The 25,714-nt window shown below is 54.2% G+C and carries 21 protein-coding genes and 1 riboswitch; of the genes, 15 read left to right on the top strand and 6 right to left on the bottom strand.

Annotated elements, in window-relative coordinates; genetic code table 11:
- Positions 1–277 precede the first annotated feature (277 nt).
- From secE to rpoC, 8 genes are all read left to right on the top strand, one after another.
- Entirely contained in the window at positions 278–661 is a 384-nt protein-coding gene (gene secE / locus N5J69_RS21770; RefSeq protein ID WP_008927141.1) for a preprotein translocase subunit SecE, read from the top strand.
- A 1-nt stretch (position 662) separates the two neighbouring features.
- The gene (gene nusG / locus N5J69_RS21765) at positions 663–1,208 is read left to right on the top strand and encodes a transcription termination/antitermination protein NusG (RefSeq protein ID WP_013359732.1); all 546 of its coding nucleotides are present in this window, start codon (positions 663–665) and stop codon (positions 1,206–1,208) included.
- Positions 1,209–1,355: 147 nt separating this feature from the next.
- Positions 1,356–1,784 (top strand): 50S ribosomal protein L11, encoded by a 429-nt coding sequence (rplK, locus tag N5J69_RS21760; RefSeq protein ID WP_006121495.1) that lies wholly within the window; start codon positions 1,356–1,358, stop codon positions 1,782–1,784.
- A 3-nt stretch (positions 1,785–1,787) separates the two neighbouring features.
- Positions 1,788–2,492: a 50S ribosomal protein L1 gene (rplA, locus tag N5J69_RS21755; RefSeq protein ID WP_010261038.1), complete on the top strand. Its 705-nt coding sequence runs from the start codon at positions 1,788–1,790 to the stop codon at positions 2,490–2,492.
- 365 nt (positions 2,493–2,857) lie between these two features.
- A complete protein-coding gene (gene rplJ, locus N5J69_RS21750) occupies positions 2,858–3,355 on the top strand; it encodes a 50S ribosomal protein L10 (protein WP_003848098.1) in 498 nt (165 codons plus the stop codon).
- Between the two features lie 65 nt (positions 3,356–3,420).
- Positions 3,421–3,783: a 50S ribosomal protein L7/L12 gene (rplL, locus tag N5J69_RS21745; protein ID WP_009092660.1), complete on the top strand. Its 363-nt coding sequence runs from the start codon at positions 3,421–3,423 to the stop codon at positions 3,781–3,783.
- A gap of 329 nt (positions 3,784–4,112) precedes the next feature.
- Entirely contained in the window at positions 4,113–8,141 is a 4,029-nt protein-coding gene (gene rpoB / locus N5J69_RS21740) for a DNA-directed RNA polymerase subunit beta (RefSeq protein WP_013359733.1), read from the top strand.
- Positions 8,142–8,270: 129 nt separating this feature from the next.
- A complete protein-coding gene (gene rpoC / locus N5J69_RS21735) occupies positions 8,271–12,494 on the top strand; it encodes a DNA-directed RNA polymerase subunit beta' (protein WP_279772521.1) in 4,224 nt (1,407 codons plus the stop codon).
- 55 nt (positions 12,495–12,549) lie between these two features.
- On the opposite strand, the gene N5J69_RS21730 is transcribed toward rpoC, so the two are convergent.
- Positions 12,550–12,732: a DUF1127 domain-containing protein gene (locus N5J69_RS21730; protein ID WP_279772520.1), complete on the bottom strand. Its 183-nt coding sequence runs from the start codon at positions 12,730–12,732 to the stop codon at positions 12,550–12,552.
- A gap of 174 nt (positions 12,733–12,906) precedes the next feature.
- Between N5J69_RS21730 and N5J69_RS21725 the strand changes: the two genes are divergently transcribed.
- Positions 12,907–14,361, top strand: a complete 1,455-nt coding sequence (locus tag N5J69_RS21725; protein ID WP_279772519.1) for a PLP-dependent aminotransferase family protein — start codon at positions 12,907–12,909, stop codon at positions 14,359–14,361.
- 168 nt (positions 14,362–14,529) lie between these two features.
- On the opposite strand, the gene thiE is transcribed toward N5J69_RS21725, so the two are convergent.
- From thiE to rsd, 3 genes are all read right to left on the bottom strand, one after another.
- Positions 14,530–15,180 carry a thiamine phosphate synthase gene (gene thiE, locus N5J69_RS21720; RefSeq protein WP_279772518.1) on the bottom strand — a complete coding sequence of 217 codons (651 nt, stop codon included), beginning with the start codon at positions 15,178–15,180 and terminating at the stop codon, positions 14,530–14,532.
- 2 nt (positions 15,181–15,182) lie between these two features.
- Complete coding sequence (thiC, locus tag N5J69_RS21715; protein WP_279772517.1) at positions 15,183–17,105, bottom strand: phosphomethylpyrimidine synthase ThiC; 1,923 nt, start codon at positions 17,103–17,105, stop codon at positions 15,183–15,185.
- An 87-nt stretch (positions 17,106–17,192) separates the two neighbouring features.
- Positions 17,193–17,293: riboswitch (TPP riboswitch) on the bottom strand.
- Between the two features lie 145 nt (positions 17,294–17,438).
- Entirely contained in the window at positions 17,439–17,945 is a 507-nt protein-coding gene (rsd, locus tag N5J69_RS21710) for a sigma D regulator (RefSeq protein WP_279772516.1), read from the bottom strand.
- 89 nt (positions 17,946–18,034) lie between these two features.
- On the opposite strand from rsd, the gene nudC reads away from it, so the two are divergent.
- The 6 genes from nudC (at position 18,035) to N5J69_RS21680 (ending at position 22,431) form a co-directional block, all read left to right on the top strand.
- On the top strand, positions 18,035–18,805 hold the full coding sequence (gene nudC, locus N5J69_RS21705; protein WP_279772515.1) for an NAD(+) diphosphatase: 771 nt from the start codon (positions 18,035–18,037) through the stop codon (positions 18,803–18,805).
- 40 nt (positions 18,806–18,845) lie between these two features.
- A complete protein-coding gene (gene hemE / locus N5J69_RS21700; protein WP_279772514.1) occupies positions 18,846–19,913 on the top strand; it encodes a uroporphyrinogen decarboxylase in 1,068 nt (355 codons plus the stop codon).
- 2 nt (positions 19,914–19,915) lie between these two features.
- The gene (gene nfi / locus N5J69_RS21695) at positions 19,916–20,584 is read left to right on the top strand and encodes a deoxyribonuclease V (RefSeq protein ID WP_279772513.1); all 669 of its coding nucleotides are present in this window, start codon (positions 19,916–19,918) and stop codon (positions 20,582–20,584) included.
- Between the two features lie 63 nt (positions 20,585–20,647).
- A complete protein-coding gene (locus tag N5J69_RS21690; RefSeq protein WP_279772512.1) occupies positions 20,648–21,238 on the top strand; it encodes a YjaG family protein in 591 nt (196 codons plus the stop codon).
- A 188-nt stretch (positions 21,239–21,426) separates the two neighbouring features.
- Positions 21,427–21,699 carry a nucleoid-associated protein HU-alpha gene (gene hupA, locus N5J69_RS21685; protein WP_003850136.1) on the top strand — a complete coding sequence of 91 codons (273 nt, stop codon included), beginning with the start codon at positions 21,427–21,429 and terminating at the stop codon, positions 21,697–21,699.
- 69 nt (positions 21,700–21,768) lie between these two features.
- Positions 21,769–22,431, top strand: a complete 663-nt coding sequence (locus N5J69_RS21680) for a DUF1481 domain-containing protein (protein ID WP_279772511.1) — start codon at positions 21,769–21,771, stop codon at positions 22,429–22,431.
- 30 nt (positions 22,432–22,461) lie between these two features.
- On the opposite strand, the gene purD is transcribed toward N5J69_RS21680, so the two are convergent.
- The gene (purD, locus tag N5J69_RS21675; protein WP_279772510.1) at positions 22,462–23,742 is read right to left on the bottom strand and encodes a phosphoribosylamine--glycine ligase; all 1,281 of its coding nucleotides are present in this window, start codon (positions 23,740–23,742) and stop codon (positions 22,462–22,464) included.
- 19 nt (positions 23,743–23,761) lie between these two features.
- Positions 23,762–25,351, bottom strand: a complete 1,590-nt coding sequence (purH, locus tag N5J69_RS21670) for a bifunctional phosphoribosylaminoimidazolecarboxamide formyltransferase/IMP cyclohydrolase (protein ID WP_279772509.1) — start codon at positions 25,349–25,351, stop codon at positions 23,762–23,764.
- Positions 25,352–25,714: the final 363 nt, after the last annotated feature.

The following is a 25,714-nucleotide window of genomic DNA, read 5'->3' as shown; positions in this document are numbered from 1 at the left end:
TGGCCGTACCGTTGGCGCGGGTGTTGTTGCTAAAGTTATCGCATAATTACCGATAACGTTTGACGCAATGCACACGGAAAGGGCATCATTTGATGCCCTTTTTGCACGCTGTTTCATAGAACCTGGCTCATCAGTGATTTTTTGAATCATAATCATTGCTGAGACAGGCTCTGTTATGCGGCGTTGGATACCGAGTTACGCCCCAAAAGCTCATTCGGTTTGGACGCCTCGCACTGCGGGGCAGAATAGTTTCTGAATTATTGTGGCAGGTTGGTTTATGAGTGCGAATACCGAAGCTCAAGGGAGCGGGCGTGGCCTGGAAGCGGTAAAGTGGGTAGTAGTTGTATTACTGCTGCTTGCAGCGATTGTAGGTAACTACCTCTATCGTGATGTGTCACTGCCACTGCGTGCATTAGCCGTAGTTGTACTGATTGCAGCGGCTGGCGGCATTGCGCTTTTAACGACCAAAGGCAAAGCGACCGTGGCTTTTGCTCGTGAAGCAAGAACAGAAATGCGTAAGGTTATCTGGCCAACCCGCCAGGAAACGCTGCACACCACGTTAATCGTTGCCGCGGTTACTGCCGTGATGTCACTGATTTTGTGGGGGCTGGATGGTATTCTGGTCCGTCTGGTATCGTTTATCACTGGCCTGAGGTTCTGAGATGTCTGAAGCTCCAAAGAAACGCTGGTACGTCGTACAGGCGTTTTCCGGTTTTGAAGGCCGCGTAGCCCAATCGCTGCGCGAGCATATCAAATTGCACAACATGGAAGAGCTGTTTGGTGAAGTCATGGTTCCGACTGAAGAAGTCGTTGAAATCCGTGGTGGCCAGCGTCGTAAGAGCGAGCGCAAGTTTTTCCCGGGATATGTACTGGTTCAGATGGTGATGAATGACGCCAGCTGGCATTTAGTACGCAGCGTCCCGCGCGTGATGGGTTTCATCGGCGGTACATCTGACCGTCCTGCACCTATCAGCGATAAAGAAGTTGATGCGATCATGAACCGTCTGCAGCAGGTGGGCGACAAGCCACGTCCTAAAACGCTGTTTGAACCAGGTGAAATGGTTCGCGTTAATGACGGTCCGTTCGCTGACTTCAACGGTGTGGTTGAAGATGTGGATTACGAGAAGAGCCGCCTGACGGTATCCGTTTCCATCTTTGGTCGTGCAACACCGGTTGAGCTCGACTTCGGTCAGGTGGAGAAAGGTTAACCTCTTTCCGCTCACAAATTAGCTGTTGCAGCAGGCGCGAAATTTAACTACAATTTCGCGCCTTTTGTTTTTATGCGCTAACAACGGCGTATAAATCGTTATCACGGGGAGCCTTTACAGGCGCTATAACCCAATTGAGGAAATATCATGGCTAAGAAAGTCCAGGCCTACGTCAAGCTGCAGGTTGCAGCTGGTATGGCGAACCCAAGTCCACCTGTTGGTCCAGCACTGGGTCAGCAGGGCGTTAACATCATGGAATTCTGCAAAGCGTTCAACGCTAAGACCGAATCTCTGGAAAAAGGTCTGCCGACTCCTGTTGTTATCACCGTATACAGCGACCGTTCTTTCACCTTCATTACCAAAACGCCTCCGGCTGCCGTACTGCTGAAAAAAGCAGCGGGCATCAAGTCTGGTTCTGGTAAGCCGAACAAAGATAAAGTCGGTAAAGTGACTCGTGCTCAGGTACGTGAAATCGCAGAAACCAAAGCTGCGGACATGACTGGTTCTGACGTTGAAGCGATGACTCGCTCAATCGAAGGTACTGCTCGTTCCATGGGCCTGGTAGTAGAGGACTAAGAAATGGCTAAGCTGACCAAGCGCATGACCGTAATTCGCGACAAAGTTGACGCGACCAAGCAGTATGACATTGCTGAAGCTGTTGCTTTGCTGAAAGAACTGGCGACTGCCAAGTTCGTAGAAAGCGTTGACGTTGCTGTCAACCTCGGCATCGATGCACGTAAATCTGATCAGAACGTTCGCGGCGCGACCGTTCTGCCACACGGTACTGGTCGTTCAGTACGTGTTGCTGTCTTCGCCCAGGGCGCTAACGCTGAAGCTGCTAAAGCAGCAGGCGCTGAGCTGGTAGGCATGGAAGACCTGGCTGATCAGATCAAGAAAGGCGAAATGAATTTTGACGTTGTTATTGCTTCTCCGGATGCAATGCGCGTTGTTGGCCAGCTGGGCCAGATTCTGGGTCCACGTGGCCTGATGCCAAACCCGAAAGTTGGTACTGTAACCCCTAACGTTGCTGAAGCGGTTAAGAACGCTAAAGCGGGTCAGGTTCGTTATCGTAACGACAAAAACGGCATCATCCACACTACCATCGGTAAAGTGGACTTTGACGCTGACAAACTGAAAGAAAACCTGGAATCTCTGCTGGTTGCGCTGAAAAAAGCTAAACCATCTCAGGCGAAAGGCGTGTATATCAAGAAAGTCAGCCTTTCAACCACCATGGGCGCCGGCGTTGCCGTTGACCAGGCTGGTCTGAACGCAACAGCAAACTAATTGCTGCTTGAAACGGGCGAAAAATTCACCTAGAATCTTACGCCCGTTGTTCTGTTATTAACAGAACAGGACACCAGAGAGCCAGAAACGACTGTTGCGTTTATCGCCATTCCCTCTGACTCTGCTGCGTCGCACAGAATTTAGGTTGGAGCCAGGCCTTATCCTGGCCTCCGTCCAAGACCGCAGGAGCTGTTTATCTCCGGATATTCTGCTTAATACCCTGCGTAGACGGTGACAGAACCAAAAGAATTTTTTCTTAGCTGGATTCTGCTCACCGTGTTCGAGCGCTTATTACCCCTTGGGGTAAGTAAGTGAAGTGAGTTCCGGGGAAATCCTTTCCCGGTCAAATCCAGGAGCAAAAGCTAATGGCATTAAATCTTCAAGACAAACAAGCGATTGTTGCTGAAGTCAGCGAAGTAGCCAAAGGTGCGCTTTCAGCGGTTGTTGCGGATTCCCGTGGCGTTACCGTTGATAAAATGACCGAACTGCGTAAAGCAGGCCGTGAAGCTGGCGTTTACATGCGTGTTGTTCGTAACACCCTGCTGCGCCGCGTCGTTGAAGGTACTCAGTTTGAGTGCCTGAAAGACACGTTTGTTGGTCCGACCCTGATTGCATATTCTATGGAACACCCGGGCGCTGCTGCTCGTCTGTTCAAAGATTTCGCGAAAGCGAATGCAAAATTTGAGGTCAAAGCTGCAGCCTTTGAAGGTGAGCTGATCACGGCGGCCAATATTGACCGTCTGGCAACGCTGCCGACCTACGAAGAAGCACTGGCACGTCTGATGTCGACCATGAAAGAAGCCGCTGCCGGCAAACTGGTCCGCACTCTGGCTGCTGTACGCGATGCAAAAGAAGCGGCTTAAGGCCTTATTCTTTTCTTCGTACCTGCTTACGTATAAACTTTTTCTGATTCTTAGGAACAATTGTCATGTCTATCACTAAAGACCAAATTCTGGAAGCTGTTGCAGCGATGTCCGTAATGGAAGTTGTTGAGCTGGTTTCTGCTATGGAAGAAAAATTCGGCGTTTCTGCTGCTGCTGCTGTAGCTGTTGCTGCGGGCCCGGCTGAAGCTGTTGAAGAAAAAACTGAATTCGACGTCGTACTGAAAGCTGTTGGCGCGAACAAAGTAGCAGTAATCAAAGCCGTACGTACTGCAACTGGTCTGGGCCTGAAAGAAGCCAAAGACCTGGTTGAAGCAACTGGCGTAATCAAAGAAGGCATCAGCAAAGATGACGCAGCTGCACTTGAAGCTGCTCTGAAAGAAGCTGGCGCTGAAGTTGAAGTTAAGTAAGACAACCTTCGGGTTGCAGTCTGAGTAGTTTCAGACTGATGGCTGGTGACTTTTTGGTCACCAGCCTTTTTGCGCTACAGGGTCTCAATGGGGTTTCACACTGTTTGTCCATTGTTACTCTTCAATATCTTTCTCTATCGACGACTTAATATACCGCTTTCCTGTGTGGGTTCCCTGCCTTCTCAAAAGCGATGAAATGATTTAAGCGTGATAGAAAGAGGTATTGCACTGCTGCCGCGCAGCCAGTGAATCAAACAAAATCGTGTTGCATGAACTGTCCTGTCAGGACGGACAGCGTGGGTCGACTTGTCAGCTAGCTGAGGAACCCTATGGTTTACTCCTATACCGAGAAAAAACGTATTCGTAAGGATTTTGGTAAACGTCCGCAAGTACTGGACATACCTTATCTCCTTTCCATCCAGCTCGACTCGTTCCAGAAGTTTATCGAGCAAGATCCAGAAGGTCAGTACGGACTGGAAGCTGCATTCCGTTCTGTATTCCCTATTGCGAGCTACAGCGGCAACTCTGAGTTGCAGTATGTCAGCTACCGCCTGGGTGAACCTGTCTTTGACGTGAAAGAGTGTCAGATCCGTGGCGTGACCTATTCGGCACCGCTGCGCGTGAAACTGCGTCTGGTGATCTATGAGCGCGAAGCGCCAGAAGGCACCGTAAAAGACATTAAAGAACAAGAAGTCTACATGGGCGAAATTCCGCTCATGACCGACAACGGTACCTTTGTTATCAATGGTACCGAGCGCGTTATCGTTTCTCAGCTGCACCGTAGTCCTGGCGTGTTCTTTGATAGCGATAAGGGTAAAACCCACTCATCGGGTAAAGTGCTCTATAACGCACGTATCATCCCTTACCGTGGTTCATGGCTCGACTTTGAGTTTGACCCGAAAGATAACCTGTTTGTCCGTATTGACCGTCGTCGTAAGCTGCCGGCTACTATCATCCTGCGTGCGTTACAGTTCACTACACCTCAGATCCTCGACATCTTCTTCGAGAAAGTGGTGTTTGAAATCCGTGACAACAAGCTGCAGATGGAGTTGGTGCCAGAGCGCCTGCGCGGTGAAACCGCAACCTTCGATATTGAAGCGAACGGCACCGTTTACGTCGAAAAAGGTCGCCGCATTACTGCGCGCCATATTCGTCAGCTGGAAAAAGATGGCATTCAGCACATCGAAGTCCCGGTTGAATATATCGCGGGCAAAGTGGTTGCTAAAGATTACATCGATGAGAGCACCGGTGAGCTGATTGTTGCAGCGAACATGGAACTGTCACTGGATCTGCTGGCTAAACTGAGCCAGTCCGGTCACAAGCGCATCGAAACGCTGTTCACCAACGATCTGGACCACGGTCCATATATGTCCGAGACCCTGCGTGTCGACCCAACCAGCGATCGTCTGAGCGCACTGGTTGAGATCTACCGCATGATGCGTCCTGGTGAGCCGCCAACACGCGAAGCAGCAGAGAACCTGTTCGAGAACCTGTTCTTCTCTGAAGATCGTTACGATCTTTCTGCTGTCGGTCGTATGAAGTTCAACCGTTCATTGCTGCGTGATGAAATCGAAGGTTCAGGCATCCTGAGCAAAGATGACATCATCGAAGTGATGAAGAAGCTGATCGACATTCGTAACGGTAAAGGCGAAGTGGACGATATCGACCACCTCGGTAACCGTCGTATTCGTTCAGTCGGCGAAATGGCTGAGAACCAGTTCCGTGTCGGTCTGGTACGTGTTGAGCGTGCGGTTAAAGAGCGTCTGTCACTGGGCGATCTTGATACCCTGATGCCACAGGACATGATCAACGCGAAGCCGATTTCGGCCGCGGTGAAAGAGTTCTTTGGTTCAAGCCAGCTTTCTCAGTTTATGGATCAGAACAACCCGCTGTCAGAGATTACGCACAAACGTCGTATCTCTGCTCTCGGCCCGGGTGGTCTGACGCGTGAGCGTGCCGGCTTCGAAGTGCGTGACGTACACCCAACGCACTACGGTCGTGTCTGCCCAATCGAAACCCCTGAAGGTCCGAACATCGGTCTGATCAACTCCTTGTCTGTTTATGCACAGACCAATGAGTACGGTTTCCTTGAGACGCCTTATCGCCGCGTTATTGACGGTCTGGTTTCTGACGAGATTCATTACCTCTCTGCTATCGAAGAGGGTAACTACGTTATCGCTCAGGCGAACGCCCCTCTTGATGACAATGGCGCGTTTGTTGATGACCTGGTCACCTGCCGTAGCAAAGGCGAATCAAGTCTGTTCAGCCGCGATCAGGTTGACTACATGGACGTTTCCACCCAGCAGGTGGTTTCTGTCGGTGCATCCCTGATCCCGTTCCTGGAACACGATGACGCCAACCGTGCTCTGATGGGTGCGAACATGCAACGTCAGGCGGTTCCGACTCTGCGTGCTGATAAGCCGCTGGTTGGTACCGGTATGGAACGTGCTGTTGCCGTTGACTCCGGTGTAACCGCCGTAGCGAAACGTGGCGGTACCGTACAGTACGTCGACGCATCACGTATCGTTATCAAAGTTAACGAAGACGAAATGCATGCTGGCGAAGCCGGTATCGACATCTATAACCTGACCAAATATACCCGTTCTAACCAGAACACCTGCATCAACCAGATGCCATGTGTTTCTCTGGGTGAGCCGGTTGAGCGCGGCGACGTGCTGGCAGATGGCCCGTCCACCGATCTGGGTGAACTGGCGCTGGGCCAGAACATGCGCGTCGCGTTCATGCCGTGGAACGGTTACAACTTCGAAGACTCCATCCTGGTCTCCGAGCGTGTAGTTCAGGAAGATCGCTTTACGACCATCCACATCCAGGAACTGGCTTGCGTGTCGCGTGACACCAAACTGGGGCCGGAAGAGATCACCGCTGATATCCCTAACGTGGGTGAAGCTGCACTCTCTAAACTGGATGAGTCAGGCATCGTCTACATCGGTGCTGAAGTGACCGGTGGTGACATTCTGGTTGGTAAGGTAACGCCTAAAGGTGAAACCCAGCTGACGCCAGAAGAAAAACTGCTGCGCGCTATCTTCGGTGAAAAAGCCTCTGACGTGAAAGATTCGTCACTGCGCGTTCCGAATGGCGTGTCAGGTACCGTGATCGACGTTCAGGTCTTTACCCGCGATGGCGTGGAAAAAGACAAACGTGCGCTGGAAATCGAAGAGATGCAGCTGAAGCAGGCCAAAAAAGACCTGTCTGAAGAACTGCAGATTCTGGAAGCGGGCCTGTTCAGCCGTATCCAGAATGTACTGATTTCGGGTGGCGTTGAAGCAGACAAACTGGATAAGCTGCCGCGCGAGCGCTGGCTGGAACTGGGTCTGACTGACGAAGCCAAGCAAAACCAGCTGGAGCAGCTGGCAGAGCAGTACGACGAACTGAAGCACGAGTTTGAGAAAAAACTCGAAGGTAAGCGTCGTAAGATCACCCAGGGCGATGATCTGGCACCAGGCGTGCTGAAAATCGTTAAGGTTTATCTGGCTGTTAAGCGTCAGATTCAGCCGGGTGACAAAATGGCAGGCCGTCACGGTAACAAAGGTGTTATCTCCAAGATCAACCCGATCGAAGATATGCCTTACGATGAAAACGGCACGCCGGTTGACATCGTTCTGAACCCGCTGGGCGTACCATCGCGTATGAACATCGGTCAGATTCTGGAAACCCACCTGGGTATGGCAGCGAAAGGCATCGGCGAAAAAATCAACGCTATGCTGAAGAAGCAGGAAGAAGTCGCGAAACTGCGCGAATTCATCCAGCGCGCTTATGACCTGGGTACCGATCTGCGTCAGAGAGTTGATCTGAACACCTTCTCCGATGACGAAGTACTGCGTCTGGCTGAGAACCTGAAGAAAGGTATGCCAATTGCCACGCCTGTGTTTGATGGCGCGAAAGAGAGCGAAATCAAAGAGCTGCTGCAGCTCGGCGGCCTGCCTTCTTCCGGTCAGATTACCCTGTTTGACGGCCGTACCGGTGAGCAGTTCGAACGTCAGGTAACCGTTGGCTACATGTACATGCTGAAACTTAACCACCTGGTTGATGACAAGATGCATGCACGTTCTACCGGTTCCTACAGCCTGGTTACTCAGCAGCCGCTGGGTGGTAAGGCGCAGTTCGGTGGTCAGCGCTTTGGTGAGATGGAAGTATGGGCACTGGAAGCATACGGTGCCGCGTATACCCTGCAGGAAATGCTTACTGTTAAGTCTGATGACGTCAACGGCCGTACCAAGATGTATAAAAACATCGTTGACGGTAACCATCAGATGGAACCGGGCATGCCAGAATCCTTCAACGTACTGTTGAAAGAGATTCGCTCGCTGGGTATCAACATCGAGCTGGAAGACGAGTAACCCCTTTTCAGGCTGCAGTTCGCTGCCGCCTGAAAGCGCAGGGTTTAAAGCGCTCGCAATTGTACTGGTTACGGGGCGTTCAATTTCGGTTGGACGCCCCCTGAGTCTCACTCCGACGGGAGCTAATCCGTGAAAGACTTACTTAAGTTTCTGAAAGCGCAAACTAAGACCGAAGAGTTTGATGCGATCAAAATTGCGCTGGCTTCGCCAGACATGATCCGTTCCTGGTCTTTTGGTGAAGTGAAAAAGCCAGAAACCATTAACTACCGTACTTTTAAGCCAGAGCGCGATGGTCTGTTCTGTGCCCGTATCTTCGGGCCGGTAAAAGACTATGAGTGCCTGTGCGGTAAGTACAAGCGTCTGAAACACCGTGGTGTGATTTGTGAGAAGTGCGGCGTTGAAGTGACCCAGACTAAAGTACGCCGTGAGCGTATGGGCCACATCGAACTGGCGTCGCCGACTGCGCACATCTGGTTCCTGAAGTCACTGCCATCGCGTATCGGCTTACTGCTGGATATGCCGCTGCGTGACATCGAGCGCGTACTCTACTTTGAATCTTACGTTGTTATCGAAGGTGGCATGACCAACCTCGAGAAGCGTCAGATTCTGACTGAAGAGCAGTACCTTGACGCTCTGGAAGAGTTCGGTGACGAGTTCGACGCCAAAATGGGCGCCGAAGCGATCCAGGCCCTGTTGAAAAACATGGATCTGGAGCAGGAGTGCGAGCAGCTGCGTGAAGAGCTGAACGAAACGAACTCCGAAACCAAACGTAAAAAACTGACCAAGCGCATCAAGCTGCTGGAAGCGTTCGTACAGTCTGGCAACAAGCCAGAGTGGATGATCCTGACCGTGCTGCCTGTTCTGCCACCGGATCTGCGTCCGCTGGTACCGCTGGATGGTGGTCGTTTCGCCACGTCGGATCTGAACGATCTGTATCGTCGCGTGATCAACCGTAACAACCGTCTGAAGCGCCTGCTGGATCTGGCTGCGCCAGACATCATCGTGCGCAACGAAAAGCGTATGTTGCAGGAAGCGGTCGATGCACTGCTGGACAACGGTCGTCGCGGTCGTGCGATCACCGGTTCCAACAAGCGTCCGCTGAAATCGCTGGCTGACATGATCAAAGGTAAGCAGGGTCGTTTCCGTCAGAACCTGCTGGGTAAACGTGTCGACTATTCTGGTCGTTCGGTTATCACCGTAGGTCCATACCTGCGTCTGCATCAGTGCGGTCTGCCGAAGAAAATGGCACTCGAACTGTTCAAACCGTTCATTTACGGCAAGCTGGAACTGCGTGGCCTGGCCACCACCATCAAAGCCGCGAAGAAAATGGTTGAGCGTGAAGAAGCTGTCGTCTGGGATATCCTGGACGAAGTGATCCGCGAACACCCGGTACTGCTGAACCGTGCACCAACCCTGCACCGTCTGGGTATCCAGGCGTTTGAGCCAGTACTGATCGAAGGTAAAGCGATCCAGCTGCACCCGCTGGTTTGTGCGGCCTATAACGCCGACTTCGATGGTGACCAGATGGCTGTTCACGTACCGCTGACGCTGGAAGCCCAGCTGGAAGCGCGTGCGCTGATGATGTCGACCAACAACATCCTGTCACCTGCGAACGGCGAGCCAATCATCGTTCCTTCTCAGGACGTTGTACTGGGTCTGTACTACATGACCCGTGACTGTGTTAACGCCAAAGGCGAAGGCATGGTGCTGACTGGTCCGAAAGAAGCTGAGCGTATTTATCGCGCTGGCCTGGCGTCACTGCACGCTCGCGTTAAGGTGCGTATCACCGAACACGAGAAAAATGAGCAGGATGAGTGGGTTGCTAAAACCAGCCTGATCGACACCACGATTGGCCGTGCCATCCTGTGGATGATCGTGCCGAAAGGTCTGCCTTTCTCTATCGTGAACCAGGCGCTGGGTAAAAAAGCGATCTCCAAAATGCTGAACACCTGTTACCGCATTCTGGGGCTGAAGCCGACCGTTATCTTTGCTGACCAGACCATGTACACCGGTTTCGCCTACGCAGCCCGTTCAGGCGCGTCAGTCGGTATCGACGACATGGTTATTCCAGAGAAGAAAGTGGAAATCATCACCGAAGCGGAAGCAGAAGTGGCTGAGATCCAGGAACAGTTCCAGTCTGGTCTGGTTACCGCAGGTGAACGTTACAACAAAGTCATCGATATCTGGGCCGCAGCTAACGAACGTGTTGCCAAGGCGATGATGGAAAACCTCTCTACTGAGACCGTGATTAACCGTGACGGCGAAGAAGAGAAACAGGTTTCCTTTAACAGCATCTTTATGATGGCCGACTCCGGTGCGCGTGGTTCTGCTGCACAGATTCGTCAGCTGGCCGGTATGCGTGGCCTGATGGCTAAGCCAGATGGCTCCATCATCGAAACACCTATCACGGCGAACTTCCGTGAAGGGTTGAACGTACTCCAGTACTTCATCTCAACCCACGGTGCACGTAAAGGTCTGGCGGATACCGCACTGAAAACGGCGAACTCCGGTTATCTGACGCGTCGTCTGGTTGACGTTGCACAGGATCTGGTCGTTACCGAAGATGACTGTGGTACGCACGAAGGCATCATGATGACACCTGTCATCGAAGGTGGCGACGTTAAAGAGCCACTGCGTGAACGTGTATTGGGTCGTGTGACCGCTGAAGACGTTCTGAAGCCTGGCACTGCTGATATTCTGGTCCCACGCAACACGCTGCTCGATGAGCACTGGTGTGACGTGCTGGAACTGAACTCTGTTGACAGCCTGAAAGTCCGCTCAGTAGTAGGTTGTGAAACCGACTTTGGTGTGTGTGCGCATTGCTATGGTCGCGACCTGGCACGTGGTCACATCATCAACAAAGGTGAAGCGATCGGTGTTATCGCGGCACAGTCCATCGGTGAGCCGGGTACACAGCTGACGATGCGTACGTTCCACATCGGTGGTGCGGCATCACGTGCGGCTGCTGAATCCAGCATTCAGGTGAAGAACAAAGGTACCATCAAGCTGACCAACGCCAAGTCGGTAACTAACTCGGCAGGCAAGCTGGTGATCACCTCGCGTAACGTCGAACTGAAAATGATCGACGAATTTGGTCGTACCAAAGAGAGCTATAAAGTTCCTTACGGTTCTACCATGGCGAAGGGTGATGGTGAGCAGGTTGCAGCGGGCGAAACCGTCGCAAACTGGGATCCGCATACCATGCCGGTTATCACCGAAGTGGGCGGTTTCATTCGCTTCACGGATATGGTTGATGGCCAGACCATTACCCGTCAGACAGATGACTTAACCGGTCTGTCTTCGCTGGTGGTTCTGGACAGTGCTGAACGTACTGCGGGCGGTAAAGATCTGCGTCCTGCGCTGAAAATTGTTGATGCCAATGGCAACGACGTTCTGATCCCGGGCACCGACATGCCGGCTCAGTACTTCCTGCCAGGTAAAGCGATTGTTCAGCTGGAAGATGGCGTTAAGATCAGTGCCGGTGACACGCTGGCGCGTGTTCCGCAGGAATCTGGCGGTACCAAGGATATTACCGGTGGTCTGCCACGCGTAGCTGACCTGTTCGAAGCGCGTCGTCCGAAAGAGCCAGCTATCCTGGCGGAGATCAGCGGTATCATCTCCTTCGGTAAAGAGACCAAAGGTAAGCGTCGTCTGGTTATCACGCCGCTGGATGGCAGTGAGCCATACGAAGAGATGATTCCGAAATGGCGTCAGCTGAACGTGTTCGAAGGTGAACGTGTTGAGCGCGGTGACGTGGTTTCCGATGGCCCAGAGTCTCCACATGACATTCTGCGTCTGCGTGGCGTGCATGCGGTGACCCGTTACATCACTAACGAAGTGCAGGAAGTTTACCGTCTGCAGGGCGTTAAGATTAACGATAAGCACATCGAAGTCATCGTTCGTCAGATGCTGCGTAAAGCAACCATCGTGAGCGCAGGAAGTGCAGACTTCCTGGAAGGTGAGCAGGCTGAATTCTCTCGCATCAAGATCTCTAACCGTGAACTTGAAGCGAACGGAAAAGTGGGTGCAACCTTCATGCGTGACCTGCTGGGTATTACCAAAGCGTCACTGGCGACCGAATCGTTCATCTCTGCAGCCTCGTTCCAGGAGACCACGCGTGTCCTGACCGAAGCCGCAGTGGCAGGCAAGCGCGACGAACTGCGCGGTCTGAAAGAGAACGTCATCGTGGGTCGTCTGATCCCGGCCGGTACCGGTTATGCGTACCATCAGGATCGTATGCGCCGCAAAGCGGCAGGTGAAGTGCCGGTTGTACCGCAGGTTACTGCGGATGAAGCCTCAGCCAGCCTGGCTGAACTGCTGAACGCCGGTCTCGGCGGCAACAAAGACGATTAATCGTCCTTTGCCTGATAAAAACCCTGCCACGGCAGGGTTTTTTTTTGTCCCGGATTCAGGCATTCCAGTCGTTGCGGCTAAGACCAATGTCTTTCAGCTGACTGTCACTCAGCTTCGACAGGATGACGCGCGTCTCCCGCCGCAGCTGCCAGCGTTTGTAACTGCGCCACAGATAACGAACCAGGTGGTAAGGCGTGCCTGCAAACGGTTTAGCTGCGCGATTCTCGTCGTATCCCATGATAGTGCCCTCAGTGAATTGTCTGAGAACCATTTTCAGCGGATCGCTCTGTATGATACAGACGCAAAAAACACTTTTAATTAACATACAGATTGCCGTCATGACGATCTGAATGGTAAAAAAGAGGCCGAACTGTACTGGTTACTGCTCAGCATCTGAGCCAGAGGAAATACAATGACCCGATATGAACATCTGGCTACGCTGCTGGCTCAGCGTATCGAACAAGGCTTATATCGCAGCGGTGAGCGCCTGCCTTCGGTGCGCAGTCTGAGTGCTGAGCATGGCGTCAGTATCAGCACAGTGCAGCAGGCTTATCATCTGCTGGAAGAGAAGCAGATGATTACGCCGCAGTCGCGCTCCGGCTATTTTGTGGCCTCGCGCAAAGCCACGCCGCCAGTTCCTGCGCTGACCCGTCCCGCACAGCGGCCGGTTGAGGTGACGCAGTGGGATGCGGTGCTGGAGCTGATTAACAGCCGTCTGGAAGATGATGTGTTGCAACTGGGCAGCGGCATGCCCGACCTGACCCAGCCGACGCTTAAGCCGCTGTGGAAAGCGTTCAGCCGCCAGGGGCAGAAGCAGGACATGGCGCTGCTGAATTATGACAATCTTTATGGGGTTCTCGCGCTGCGGCAACAGGTTGCGCGTCTGGCGATAGACAGCGGCTGCCAGCTCACCGCCGATGATATTGTAATTACCACCGGCTGCCATGAAGCGTTATCGGTCGCCGTGCGTGCCGTCTGTGAGCCAGGTGATATCATTGCCGTAGAGTCGCCTTCGTTTCACGGCATCATGCAAACCCTGCGCGGTTTTGGCATTCGTGCCATCGAGATTCCGACCGATGCGGTCACCGGTATCAGTCTGGAAGCGCTGGAGCTGGCGTTTGATCAATGGCCAATCAAAGCGGTTGTCGTGGTGCCGAACTGCAATAATCCGCTGGGATTTATCATGCCTGAGCAGCGTAAGCGGGCTTTGCTGGCGCTGGCACAGCGGTTTGACGCGGCAGTCATTGAAGATGATGTGTATGGTGAGTTAGCCTGGGAATATCCGCGCCCGCCCACCATCAAAGCACTGGACCTCGATGGCCGGGTGCTGCTGTGCAGCTCCTTTTCGAAAACGCTGGCACCAGGTCTGCGCGTTGGCTGGGTTGCACCTGGCCGCTACCGGGACCGGGTACTGCATATGAAATATATCGTCACGGGCTCCACCGCCACACAGCCTCAGCATGCAGTTTCTGAGTTTATTCGCCAGGGCCATTATCAGCCCCATCTGCGCCGGATGCGGCAAATCTATCACCGCAACTATGAAGCCTTCAGCTGCTGGGTACGCCACTACTTCCCCTGCGGCATCTGCGTTTCTCGTCCTCAGGGCGGTTTCCTGATGTGGATAGAACTCCCCGAAGCTTTTGATGCCGTCCGTCTTAACCGTGAACTGCGCGAGTCAAAAATTCAGATTGCCGTGGGTTCCCTGTTTTCAGCGTCGGGGAAATACCGTAACTGTCTGCGCTTAAATTACGGGCTGCCGATCAACGATCAGACTGAACAGGCACTGGCGCTGGTGGGGGCTGCTGTCGAGCGCGCTATGCTTTCGTGCCAGCATGAGACCCGGACATCTGCCTCTGCATCCGCGTAGCGAAAGAAGAGGCAGGGCCGGCAAGAGGAGGAAACCGGCCCTGGTCAGTTAGCCTTAACCTGACGGATGCCACGTTAAGGTTTTGACTCAGAACACGCCAGGGTCAACAGGCACCTTCACGCGCCACTTTCCAGGAATAACACTGGCGTTTCCTGTTTTGCAGCTGGTTTACGAGAGAGGTTCCACACATTCCTGATTGCCGGGTTCTGCCAGCGCCAGCAGAGTCCGTGTTGCTTCACGCCAGTCAGCGGCCTGGGTAATCGCACTCACCACCGCAATGCTTCCCACGCCGGTTGCCAGCACGTCAGGAGCCCGTGCAATCGAGATACCGCCAATCGCCACGGCAGGGATATGCGTCAGGCGTGTCAGATGGTGTCTGAGCTGCTCAATGCCCTGAGGTGCAGAAGGCATCTCTTTCGTCTGCGTCGGGAAAATATGTCCCAGCGCGATGTAAGAGGGCTGGATAGCCAGTGCGCGATCCAGTTCCGCATCGTCATGGGTGGAGAGCCCCAGCCGCAATCCTGCCTGATGAATGCGGTCCAGATCGGCAACGTCCAGATCCTCCTGACCCAGATGCACACCATACGCCTGATGCTTAATCGCCAGCGGCCAGTAATCGTTGATAAAAAGGCGCGCGCCATAGCGTTTACCCAGCGCAATCGCCTGGGCAATAACGGGCTCGACGACCTCATCAGGCTGATCTTTGATGCGCAGTTGCAGCGTGCGAACGCCCGCCTCCAGCAGGCGTTCAATCCACTCCAGGCTATCAACCACAGGATACAGCCCCAGGCACGGGGCGGTAGCGGGAAATGCGGGCATCGTTACTCCTCCTTAATGGCATCGGCAGGGTGATAAAGCTCACCGCCGTGGCTGCGAAAACGGTCTGACATCTGCGCCATGCCGACTTCAACCGGCTCGGCGCGGGCATCCTGGCGTGCCGCAAACTCGCGCACCTCCTGAGAAATCTTCATCGAGCAGAATTTAGGGCCGCACATTGAGCAGAAATGCGCCACCTTGCCCGACTCCTGCGGCAGGGTTTCGTCATGCATAGCCCGCGCCGTATGAGGGTCCAGCGCCAGATTAAACTGATCTTCCCAGCGGAATTCAAAGCGCGCTTTGGACATGGCGTTATCACGAATTTGCGCACCCGGATGGCCTTTCGCCAGATCGGCGGCATGTGCCGCGATCTTGTAGGTGATCAGGCCCTGCTTCACATCCTCTTTGTTTGGCAGGCCCAGATGCTCTTTGGGCGTGACGTAACACAACATGGCGCAGCCAAACCAGCCAATCATGGCGGCACCGATACCTGAGGTGAAATGGTCATAGCCGGGGGCGATGTCGGTGGTCAGCGGGCCAAGGGTGTAGAAGGGCGCTTCATCGCACAGGTCGAGTTGTTCGGTCATATTGCGGCGGATCATATGCATCGGCACGTGGCCCGGACCTTCAATCATCACCTGAACGTCATATTCCCAGGCGATGCGTGTGAGTTCGCCCAGCGTACGCAGTTCGGCAAACTGCGCCTCATCGTTGGCATCCTGAATGGAGCCCGGACGCAGGCCATCGCCCAGCGACAGCGAGACATCGTATGCGGCGCAGATTTCACAAATCTCCCGGAAATGCTGATAGAGGAAACTCTCCTGATGGTGCGACAGGCACCATTTCGCCATGATCGATCCTCCCCGCGAGACAATGCCGGTAAGACGTTTCGCGGTCATCGGAACATAACGCAGCAGCACGCCAGCGTGGATAGTGAAGTAGTCCACGCCCTGTTCCGCCTGCTCCAGCAGCGTATCGCGGAATATTTCCCAGTTCAGCGCCTCAGCCACGCCATTCACTTTTTCCAGCGCCTGATAAATCGGCACGGTGCCGATGGGCACCGGACTGTTTCGTAAAATCCACTCGCGCGTTTCATGAATATAACGGCCGGTAGAGAGATCCATCACCGTGTCGGCTCCCCAGCGGGTTGACCAGACCAGCTTTTCTACCTCCTCCTCGATGGAAGAGGTCACTGCCGAGTTGCCGATGTTGGCGTTGACCTTAACCAGAAAGTTGCGGCCAATGATCATCGGCTCTGATTCCGGGTGATTGATATTGGCCGGAATGATGGCGCGTACGGCAGCAACCTCCTGACGAACAAATTCAGGTGTGATGCTGGCGGGCAGATGCGCGCCAAAACTGTAGCCCGGATGCTGTTGCAGCAACACCTCACTGCGGATTCGCTCCCGGCCCATGTTTTCCCGCAGGGCAATAAACTCCATCTCCGGGGTGATGATTCCCTGGCGGGCATAGTGCAGTTGCGTGACGCGGCGGCCTGCGCGGGCGCGGCGGGGCGTCGGAAGGTGATCGAAGCGCAGATGATCCAGTCCCTCGTCAGCCAGTCGCTGCTGGGTATAGCCCGAGCTGTTCTGTTCGAGGAGCTCGCTGTCGTCGCGTTCAGCAATCCAGCGGGCGCGTAGTTTTTCCAGGCCATGATGCACATCGATCTGTGCCGCGGGATCGCCATAAGCGCCTGCCGTGTCATAGACCGGCACCGCTTCGTTTTTCTCATAGAGAGGCTGTTCTTTGCTGCCGCCGATGTGGGTCGGGCTGAGCGTAATCTCACGCATCGGCACGCGAATATCCTCCCGGCTGCCGGTAATCCAGATGCGACGGGACTGGGGAAAGGCACTGCCGCTTTGCAGGGAATCGATAAATTCCTGCGCCTGGGCACGCTGTTCACGACGGGTCATTTTTGGGTCAGACATAGCAATCTTCCTGTTAAGGGGAAATGATGCTTGTCCGGAGTTCGGAAGGAGTAACCGTACAGACAGCGTAAATGCGCTGGCATACAGAGGATATTTACTCTTGTTCCCTTCGCAGGTTCTAACCTGATCAGGTTCCGCGGATCCCGAATTAACGGTCTCAGCCCGACTGGGCACTCCGACAAGAAGCTGTTTCTACGCGCGCATCTGAAAACAGAGTGGGGCGTTAAAAACCCAATATTTGAAAGCAAAAATAAAAAAGGTTCTTTGGCGTTTGCTCCTCAGAACCTGTTCAGCATAAAAGGGCTACGGGATTATCTCAACCCCTATTAACCGTTAAGCCGGGCGTGCGATATGGCTGTCATTGGCAACGGGCAGCGTGGCAAGCTGGTTGTCCCATGCCAGCTGGATCAGTTTATCTTCCAGCGTAAAGCGTGATTCCAGCACTTCGCCCACTTCGGACAGGGCCTGCTGGAAGGTCATGCAGTTTTCATCGTCGATCGCCTGCTGCAGGTGGCCGTCATACAGCTGCATCAGACGCTCAGTGTTGGCTTCCAGCGGAGGGTAAATCTGCGCGGCGGCGACCATCGGGCTGTCACCACTCATTTCGCTTATCACGCGCTCATAGATACTGAAGTGACCCGCAGAAAGATAATCGACCAGGCCGTGACAGAAGTTGTCTAACGCCTGCTCATCAAGACGCGTCAGCGCCTCTTTTTTAGGTTTAAGACCGACCAGGTGATAATAGGTCACCAGAAGCTGGCGACGCGCTGCAAGCCACGAATCCACCAGTTCATTACTGCCACCTACGCGTTCAGCCAGGACGTCTAACTGGTTAAGCATATCTAACTCCATGTGAGTTATAGTTGTTTATCTACACACTTAACATCAGGGCTTCAGCGTGCGAGTTGACGCTAAGGATGACGAAATAAATGCAATGCGAAATCTCAAGCGTAGACGCTGGATGGTGGATTGTCAGCCATGAACAGAAACTTTGGTTGCCACAAGGTGATTTACCCCACGGAAACGCCGAAAAATTTGGTTTGACCGGCAGTAAAGCCCGGACCATTGGTGAGTGGCAGGGCGAAAAAGTCTGGCTGATTTGTGAGCCGCGTTCCTCCGATATGTTCTCCGTGCGACAGCTCATCGATCAGGATGTGGTGCTGTTTCAGCTGGCGGGTCGCGGTGTACAGCTGGCGGAATTCTACCGTTCTCATCGCTGGTGTGGTTACTGCGGCCATGAGATGCATCACAGCAAGCATGAATTTGCCTGTCTCTGCAGTCATTGCCGCGAGCGTTACTATCCGCAGATCGCGCCCTGCATCATTGTGGCTATCCGTCGCGGCGACGAAATCCTGCTGGCGAATCATGCCCGCCATCGTAACAAGGTCTATACCGTGCTGGCGGGTTTTGTGGAGGTCGGTGAGACGCTGGAGCAGGCGGTAGCCCGCGAAGTGATGGAAGAGAGCAATATCCGCGTCAAAAACGTCCGTTATGTGACCTCCCAGCCGTGGCCTTTCCCGCAATCGCTGATGACCGCATTTATGGCGGAGTATGACAGTGGCGATCTGCAACACGACGGCAAAGAGCTGCTCGATGCGGCCTGGTTCCGTTTTGATGAACTGCCTTTGCTGCCGCCGCCGGGCACCGTAGCGCGCCGCCTGATTGAAGATACCGTCGCCCTGTGCCGCGCCGAAGTGTGAAAGTGCTACACTACACGCCTGTTATTGAGAGAGTGTTGAGATGAGTGAACTGAAGAACGATCGTTATTTGCGCGCCCTGTTACGTCAGCCGGTTGATGTCACGCCGGTATGGATGATGCGACAAGCCGGGCGCTATTTGCCGGAGTACAAAGCGACACGCGCCCAGGCGGGTGACTTTATGTCGCTGTGTAAAAACGCCGAGCTGGCCTGTGAAGTGACCCTGCAGCCGCTGCGCCGTTATCCGCTGGATGCCGCCATCCTCTTCAGTGACATCCTGACTATTCCGGATGCGATGGGACTGGGTCTCTATTTTGAAACCGGCGAAGGCCCGCGTTTCTCTAACCCTGTGACCTGTCGCGCTGACGTTGAACGTTTGCCGGTGCCCGATCCTGAAATGGAGCTGGGTTATGTAATGAATGCGGTCCGCACTATCCGTAAGAATCTGAACGGCGATCTGCCGCTGATTGGTTTCTCAGGCAGCCCGTGGACGCTCGCCACCTATATGGTAGAAGGGGGCAGCAGCAAGGCATTTACCAAAATCAAAAAGATGATGTATGCCGATCCGGCTACGCTGCACGCGATGCTGGATAAGCTGGCTGACAGCGTTATTCTCTATCTCAACGCGCAGATCCGCGCCGGTGCGCAGTCCGTAATGGTATTTGATACCTGGGGCGGCGTGCTGACCGGCCGGGATTACCGCGAATTCTCACTTCACTACATGCACAAAATCGTCGATGGTCTGCTGCGCGAAAACGACGGCCGCCGGGTGCCGGTGACGCTCTTCACCAAAGGCGGTGGCCAGTGGCTGGAAGCGATGGCTGCCACCGGTTGTGATGCGCTGGGTCTCGACTGGACCACCGATATTGATGACGCACGGCGTCGCGTGGGGGATAAAGTCGCGCTGCAGGGCAACATGGATCCCTCTATGCTTTATGCAGCACCTGAGCGTATTGAGCAGGAAGTGGCTGGCATCCTGACCCGTTTTGGCTCGGGCAGCGGCCACGTCTTTAATCTGGGGCATGGCATTCATCAGGATGTGCCACCCGAAAATGCCGGTGTCTTTGTTGACGCTGTGCATCGCTTATCACGTCCCTGGCATCAGGAGTAATCATGGACATTGCCGCACTTCGCGCTGAGCAGTTACAACGCGCCGCTGACGTGGTGCGTGAAGATGACTTTGACGTGCTGCCGCCCCGCTTTATCGGCGGGGCAGACGTTGGATTTGAGCAGGAAGGCACGGTCACGCGGGCGGCGATGGTGATACTGGAATACCCCTCGCTAAAGCTGGTGGAGCACCGCATCGCGCGTGTTGAGACCACCATGCCTTATATTCCAGGCTTTCTCTCTTTCCGTGAGTATCCGGCGCTGATGGCTGCCTGGCAAATGCTGACGCAAAAGCCGGATCTGCTGTTCGTGGATGGGCATGGTATTTCGCACCCCAGACGACTGGGCGTCGCCTCGCATTTTGGCCTGCTGGTCGATGTACCCACGATTGGCGTCGCGAAAAGTCGTCTTTGCGGGCGCTTCGACGATCTGGACGCGCAGCCTGGCAGCCGTCAGCCGCTGATCGACAAAGGTGAGCAGATAGGCTGGGTATGGCGTAGCAAGCTGCGTTGTAATCCGCTGTTTGTCGCCACCGGCCATCGTGTGAGCCTGGATACTGCGCTGCAGTGGGTCGAAAACTGTACGCGGGGTTACCGGTTGCCGGAACCCACCCGCTGGGCAGATGCGGTCGCCTCTAACCGAACCGCTTTCCAGCGCTGGCAAAACGCGCTTTAACACTGTTTGTGCTGCGGTTTTGCAGTTACACTGCGGCCAGAGAAACGACTAAGAGCCACCTTTATGTTACAAAACCCCGTTCATCTGCGTCTGGCGAAGCTGGAAAGCTGGCAGCACCTTACTTTTATGGCCTGCCTGTGCGAGCGCATGTATCCCAACTATCGTGCGTTCTGCGAGCAGACTGAATTTGCCGATCCGGCACTCTATCGCCGGATTCTTGATCTGATCTGGGAAAACCTGACGGTCAAAGATGCGAAGATTAACTTCGACAGCCAGCTCGAAAAGCTCGAAGCCGCTATTCCTGATGGCGATGCCTTTGAGGTTTACGGTGTTTATCCGGCTATTGATGCCTGTGTGGCACTAAGCGAAGTCCTCCATGCGCAGCTGAGCGGCGAAACGCTTGAGCATGCCATTGAAGTCAGCGAGACCTCAATTACCACCGTCGCCATGCTGGAGATGACTCAGGCTGGACGCGAAATGACCGATGAAGAGCTGCGTGAAAACCCGGCTATCATCGATGAGTGGGACCTTCAGTGGGAGATTTTCCGCCTGCTGGCGGAGTGTGAAGAGCGCGACCTTGAATTGATTAAAGGTCTGCGATCTGACCTGCGTGAAGCGGGAATTAGCAACATCGGTATAAATTTCCAGCAGTAAGGCGATAAAACGTGACTTCAGGCCCGAATTAGCGAGCCTGAAGGCTTCACATTGGCCCCCTGTCTGGTCTACATTTGGGGGGCTGAAAATTGTGGCTATCGGTGCGTGCAGGCAGAAGAGTGCCAGAATATGGCTTTTCCCTCGCACTCGTTGCTTAGCAAGCGATAAATACACTTTAAGGATAACTTATGAACAAGACTCAACTGATTGATGTGATCGCAGAAAAAGCTGACCTGTCTAAAACCCAGGCAAAGGCAGCGCTGGAATCTACTCTGGCTGCGATCACTGAGTCTCTGAAAGATGGTGATGCTGTACAACTGGTTGGTTTTGGTACTTTTAAAGTGAACCACCGCGCTGAGCGTACCGGTCGTAACCCGCAGACTGGCAAAGAGATCAAAATCGCTGCAGCAAATGTACCAGCATTCGTGTCTGGTAAAGCGCTGAAAGACGCCGTTAAGTAAGACGTCGCACTGCGGTTAAGCTTTAAAACAGGGGGCGTTTCGCCCCTTTTGTTTAAGAGGCCAGCTATCATGACCCCGCTGTTACCGCGTTTATCTGTTCTGTTTCTCTCCCTGTTCCTTTTCGCCTGTAGTTCTAAGCCCGATATTCCTCCCTTTTCTGCCAGTGGCTATCTTGCCGATCGTGGTGTTGTTCGTATCTGGCGCAAAAACAGCGATCACCAGTCGGTCCATATCCGCACCCTCTATACGCCGTTCAGTAGCGGTGAGGGCGAGGTGACGGATTACGTCTGGCTGGAAGAGGCGTTAATCAGCATTCAGCGTCAGGTGAAGGGCAGGCAACCTGATGATGTGACGCTGCGCTTTGACCAGGCGGGCGGTCTCAACTTTATGCAGCGCCAGCTTTCAGGCCGGCGTGAAGCGGTCAGCCCGGATGCGGTTGAGCTCTACAAATTTGATGCTCAGCGCATGCGTAACCTCAGCGATGCGCTGTTAAGCGGCCGGGTGTTCCTCAGACAGGGACACTGGCTGGGTAATAATTTGCTGGAGAGTTGTGAAGGCCAGCAGGTCAGACCCGCTTTCGATGCTGACGATTTGCAGATGCTGACACAACAGCAACGTGGGGCATCGGCACCGCTGATGGTGTCATGGCTTGAAGCACCGGAAGGGATACAACTGTTGCGGGTCAGTCAGCAGGATGACTGCTCACAGCAGCCGACAGAAGACGATATGTGAAGAAAGGGGGGCAAAAATGCCCCCCTTAGCTTATTTGCGATTAATGGCCCGGTAGCCAATATCGCGACGGCAGAAACTACCCTGCCATGAAATCGGCTTTGTCAGCTCATAAGCCCGCTTTTGTGCCGCAGCCACATCGTTACCCAGCGCGGTAACACACAGCACGCGGCCGCCGTTGGTCAGAACCCGATCCTCTTCCAGCCGTGTTCCGGCGTGGAATACCTTACCGTCAGCAACTTCTTCCAGTGGCAGACCATGGATCTGATCGCCCTGAGCGTAGTCACCCGGATAACCACCCGCCGCCAGTACCACACCCAGCGCAGGACGGGGATCCCATTGTGACGTTTTCTGATCCAGTTTACCGTCACAGGCGGCCAGGCAAAGATCGACCAGATCCGACTGCAGGCGCAGCATGATAGGCTGCGTTTCCGGATCGCCAAAGCGGCAGTTGAACTCGATCACTTTTGGCTGCCCGGTATGATCGATCATCAGGCCGGCATAGAGAAAGCCGGTATAGACGTTGCCTTCAGCGGCCATGCCACGCACGGTTGGCCAGATAACCTGGTCCATCACGCGCTGGTGGATCTCATCGGTGACAACCGGTGCCGGCGAGTATGCACCCATTCCGCCGGTGTTGGGACCGGTGTCGCCATCGCCGACGCGCTTGTGGTCCTGGCTGGTGGCCATAGGCAGTACATGCTCGCCGTCCACCATCACGATGAAGCTGGCCTCTTCGCCATCAAGAAACTCTTCAATGACAATGCGGTGCCCGGCATCACCAAAGGCATTACCTGCCAGCATATCCTGCACCGCGTCTTCAGCTTCCTGCTGCGTCATTGCGACAATCACGCCTTTACCTGCGGCCAGGCCGTCGGCTTTGATAACGATTGGCGCACCTTTCTCACGCAGATAGGCGAGAGCAGGCTCAACCTCGGTAAAGTTCTGGTACGCCGCGCTGGGGATCTGGTGACGTGCCAGGAAATCTTTGGTGAAGGCTTTAGAGCCTTCCAGCTGTGCAGCGGCCTGCGTCGGACCGAAGATCGCCAGCCCCGCTTCGCGGAAGGCATCTACCACGCCAATCACCAGGGGGGCTTCGGGGCCGACAATTGTCAGATCGATCTTTTCACGTTGCGCAAATTCAAGCAGGGCAGGGATATCTGTCGCACTGATCGCGACATTCTGCAGTGCAGGCTCTAATGCAGTGCCTGCGTTACCCGGCGCGACAAATACGGTTTCTGCCAGGGGCGACTGGGCTGCTTTCCACGCCAGAGCATGTTCACGTCCGCCGTTGCCGATTACTAAAATTTTCATCTGTTACTCTCCAGAACGATTAATGGCGGAAGTGGCGCATGTCGGTGAAGATCATGGCAATGCCGTGCTCATCCGCTGCCGCAATCACTTCTTCATCGCGGATCGAGCCGCCTGGCTGGATGATGCAACTCACGCCAACGGCTGCAGCAGCATCAATACCATCGCGGAACGGGAAGAATGCGTCCGACGCCATAGCTGAGCCTTTAACTTCCAGACCTTCATCGCTCGCTTTGATACCTGCAATCTTCGCGGAGTAAACACGGCTCATCTGTCCGGCACCAATACCCATTGTCATGCCATCGCGTGCGTAAACAATGGCATTAGATTTAACGAACTTCGCAACTTTCCAGCAGAACAGCGCATCACGCAGTTCCTGCCCGGTTGGCTGGCGCTTGCTGACCACGCGCAGCTGGCTGGCATCAACCATACCGAGATCGCGGTCCTGAACCAGCAGGCCGCCGTTGACGCGTTTGAAATCCAGCGCCGCAGTGCGGTTCTGCCACTGGCCGCAGATCAGCACACGGACATTCTGTTTCGCAGCGGTAATTTTCAGTGCAGCCTCGGAAACTGCGGGAGCGATGATCACCTCAACAAACTGGCGGCTGATGATCGCCTGTGCAGTGGCTTCGTCCAGCTCGCGGTTAAAAGCAATGATGCCGCCGAAGGCAGAGGTTGGATCGGTCTGATAAGCGCGTTCATAGGCCGACAGCAAATCGTCACCGGTCGCTACGCCACAGGGGTTCGCATGTTTGACGATGACGCACGCAGGTTCACTGAACTCTTTGACACACTCGAGTGCAGCATCCGTATCAGCAATATTGTTATAGGAGAGCGCTTTACCCTGAACCTGCTGCGCGGTTGCCACAGAGGCTTCAGTGATATTCTCTTCTATATAGAAGGCAGCATCCTGATGGCTGTTCTCGCCGTAACGCATATCCTGCTTTTTAATAAAGTTCAGATTCAGAGTACGCGGGAAACGGCCAGCGGGTTGATGACGTTCACCGTGATAGGCGGGCACCAGGGTACCGAAGTAGTTAGCGATCATGCTGTCATAAGCGGCGGTATGTTCGAAGGCCTTGATCGCCAGATCGAAACGGGTCTCAAGCGTCAGCGCGTTCTCATGCGCATCCATTTCAGCAATGATGGCATCGTAGTCACCGCTGCTGACCACAATGGCGACATCTTTGTGGTTCTTGGCAGCAGAACGCACCATGGTCGGGCCACCAATGTCGATGTTTTCTACCGCATCTTCCAGTGAGCATCCTTCACGGGCGACAGTCTGTGCAAAGGGATAGAGATTAACGACCACCATGTCGATTGGGCTGATGTCATGCTGCGCCATGATGGCATCATCCTGGCCGCGACGACCTAAAATGCCGCCATGCACTTTCGGATGCAGAGTTTTGACGCGTCCATCCATCATTTCCGGGAAACCGGTGTAGTCAGAGACTTCCGTGACAGCCAGACCCGCATCTGCCAGCAGGCGAGCTGTTCCACCTGTGGAGAGCAGTTCGACACCGCGACTTGAGAGCGCCTGAGCAAATTCGAGGATACCGGCTTTGTCAGAGACACTGAGCAATGCGCGGCGTACAGGACGAGGTTGTTGCATGGTGGTTTATCCCTTGGCTTTGTTTCGCGTATATAAGAGCGTTACGTCAGGCTTTGACAGCGGTTTTCTCTTCTATATAAGAAGAAAAGATCAAAAACCTCAGGTAACGCCCCGAAAAGGGGTGTCCGGAATATTGCCCGGCATTGTAGCGAAAACGTTTGCGTGATGCTCGCCTAAATTCATTTGGGCCGTTGTGTGTGGATAACATTGTGCGTAACTGCGTATAACAGCGGCTTTTGCTGTGGAATGCAGCGAACGCTCTTTTTTATGCATTTTATGGGTTGCGCCTCTGCGCGAACTCCCTATAATGCGCATCCATCAACACGGCACACCGGCAACGGGAAACGGGTTGAGAGGCACAGA

Source organism: Pantoea sp. GD03673, from assembly GCF_029844725.1.
Classification (GTDB): Bacteria; Pseudomonadota; Gammaproteobacteria; order Enterobacterales; family Enterobacteriaceae; genus Pantoea.
Note: the sequence above shows the minus strand (reverse complement) of the source record. Positions and strands in the feature narration are given on the sequence as shown.

Bases quoted from the DNA above. Each gene is read 5' to 3' on its own strand.
- rsd (WP_279772516.1), bottom strand. From the start codon at position 17,945: ATGCTTAACCAGTTAGACGTCCTGGCTGAACGCGTAGGTGGCAGTAAT.
- N5J69_RS21730 (WP_279772520.1), bottom strand. From the start codon at position 12,732: ATGGGATACGACGAGAATCGCGCAGCTAAACCGTTTGCAGGCACGCCT.
- nfi (WP_279772513.1), top strand. From the start codon at position 19,916: ATGGACATTGCCGCACTTCGCGCTGAGCAGTTACAACGCGCCGCTGAC.
- N5J69_RS21680 (WP_279772511.1), top strand. From the start codon at position 21,769: ATGACCCCGCTGTTACCGCGTTTATCTGTTCTGTTTCTCTCCCTGTTC.
- N5J69_RS21725 (WP_279772519.1), top strand. From the start codon at position 12,907: ATGACCCGATATGAACATCTGGCTACGCTGCTGGCTCAGCGTATCGAA.
- purH (WP_279772509.1), bottom strand. From the start codon at position 25,351: ATGCAACAACCTCGTCCTGTACGCCGCGCATTGCTCAGTGTCTCTGAC.
- thiE (WP_279772518.1), bottom strand. From the start codon at position 15,180: ATGCCCGCATTTCCCGCTACCGCCCCGTGCCTGGGGCTGTATCCTGTG.
- N5J69_RS21690 (WP_279772512.1), top strand. From the start codon at position 20,648: ATGTTACAAAACCCCGTTCATCTGCGTCTGGCGAAGCTGGAAAGCTGG.
- thiC (WP_279772517.1), bottom strand. From the start codon at position 17,105: ATGTCTGACCCAAAAATGACCCGTCGTGAACAGCGTGCCCAGGCGCAG.
- rplL (WP_009092660.1), top strand. From the start codon at position 3,421: ATGTCTATCACTAAAGACCAAATTCTGGAAGCTGTTGCAGCGATGTCC.
- hupA (WP_003850136.1), top strand. From the start codon at position 21,427: ATGAACAAGACTCAACTGATTGATGTGATCGCAGAAAAAGCTGACCTG.
- rplK (WP_006121495.1), top strand. From the start codon at position 1,356: ATGGCTAAGAAAGTCCAGGCCTACGTCAAGCTGCAGGTTGCAGCTGGT.
- hemE (WP_279772514.1), top strand. From the start codon at position 18,846: ATGAGTGAACTGAAGAACGATCGTTATTTGCGCGCCCTGTTACGTCAG.
- nudC (WP_279772515.1), top strand. From the start codon at position 18,035: ATGCAATGCGAAATCTCAAGCGTAGACGCTGGATGGTGGATTGTCAGC.
- rpoB (WP_013359733.1), top strand. From the start codon at position 4,113: ATGGTTTACTCCTATACCGAGAAAAAACGTATTCGTAAGGATTTTGGT.
- secE (WP_008927141.1), top strand. From the start codon at position 278: ATGAGTGCGAATACCGAAGCTCAAGGGAGCGGGCGTGGCCTGGAAGCG.
- nusG (WP_013359732.1), top strand. From the start codon at position 663: ATGTCTGAAGCTCCAAAGAAACGCTGGTACGTCGTACAGGCGTTTTCC.
- rplJ (WP_003848098.1), top strand. From the start codon at position 2,858: ATGGCATTAAATCTTCAAGACAAACAAGCGATTGTTGCTGAAGTCAGC.
- purD (WP_279772510.1), bottom strand. From the start codon at position 23,742: ATGAAAATTTTAGTAATCGGCAACGGCGGACGTGAACATGCTCTGGCG.
- rplA (WP_010261038.1), top strand. From the start codon at position 1,788: ATGGCTAAGCTGACCAAGCGCATGACCGTAATTCGCGACAAAGTTGAC.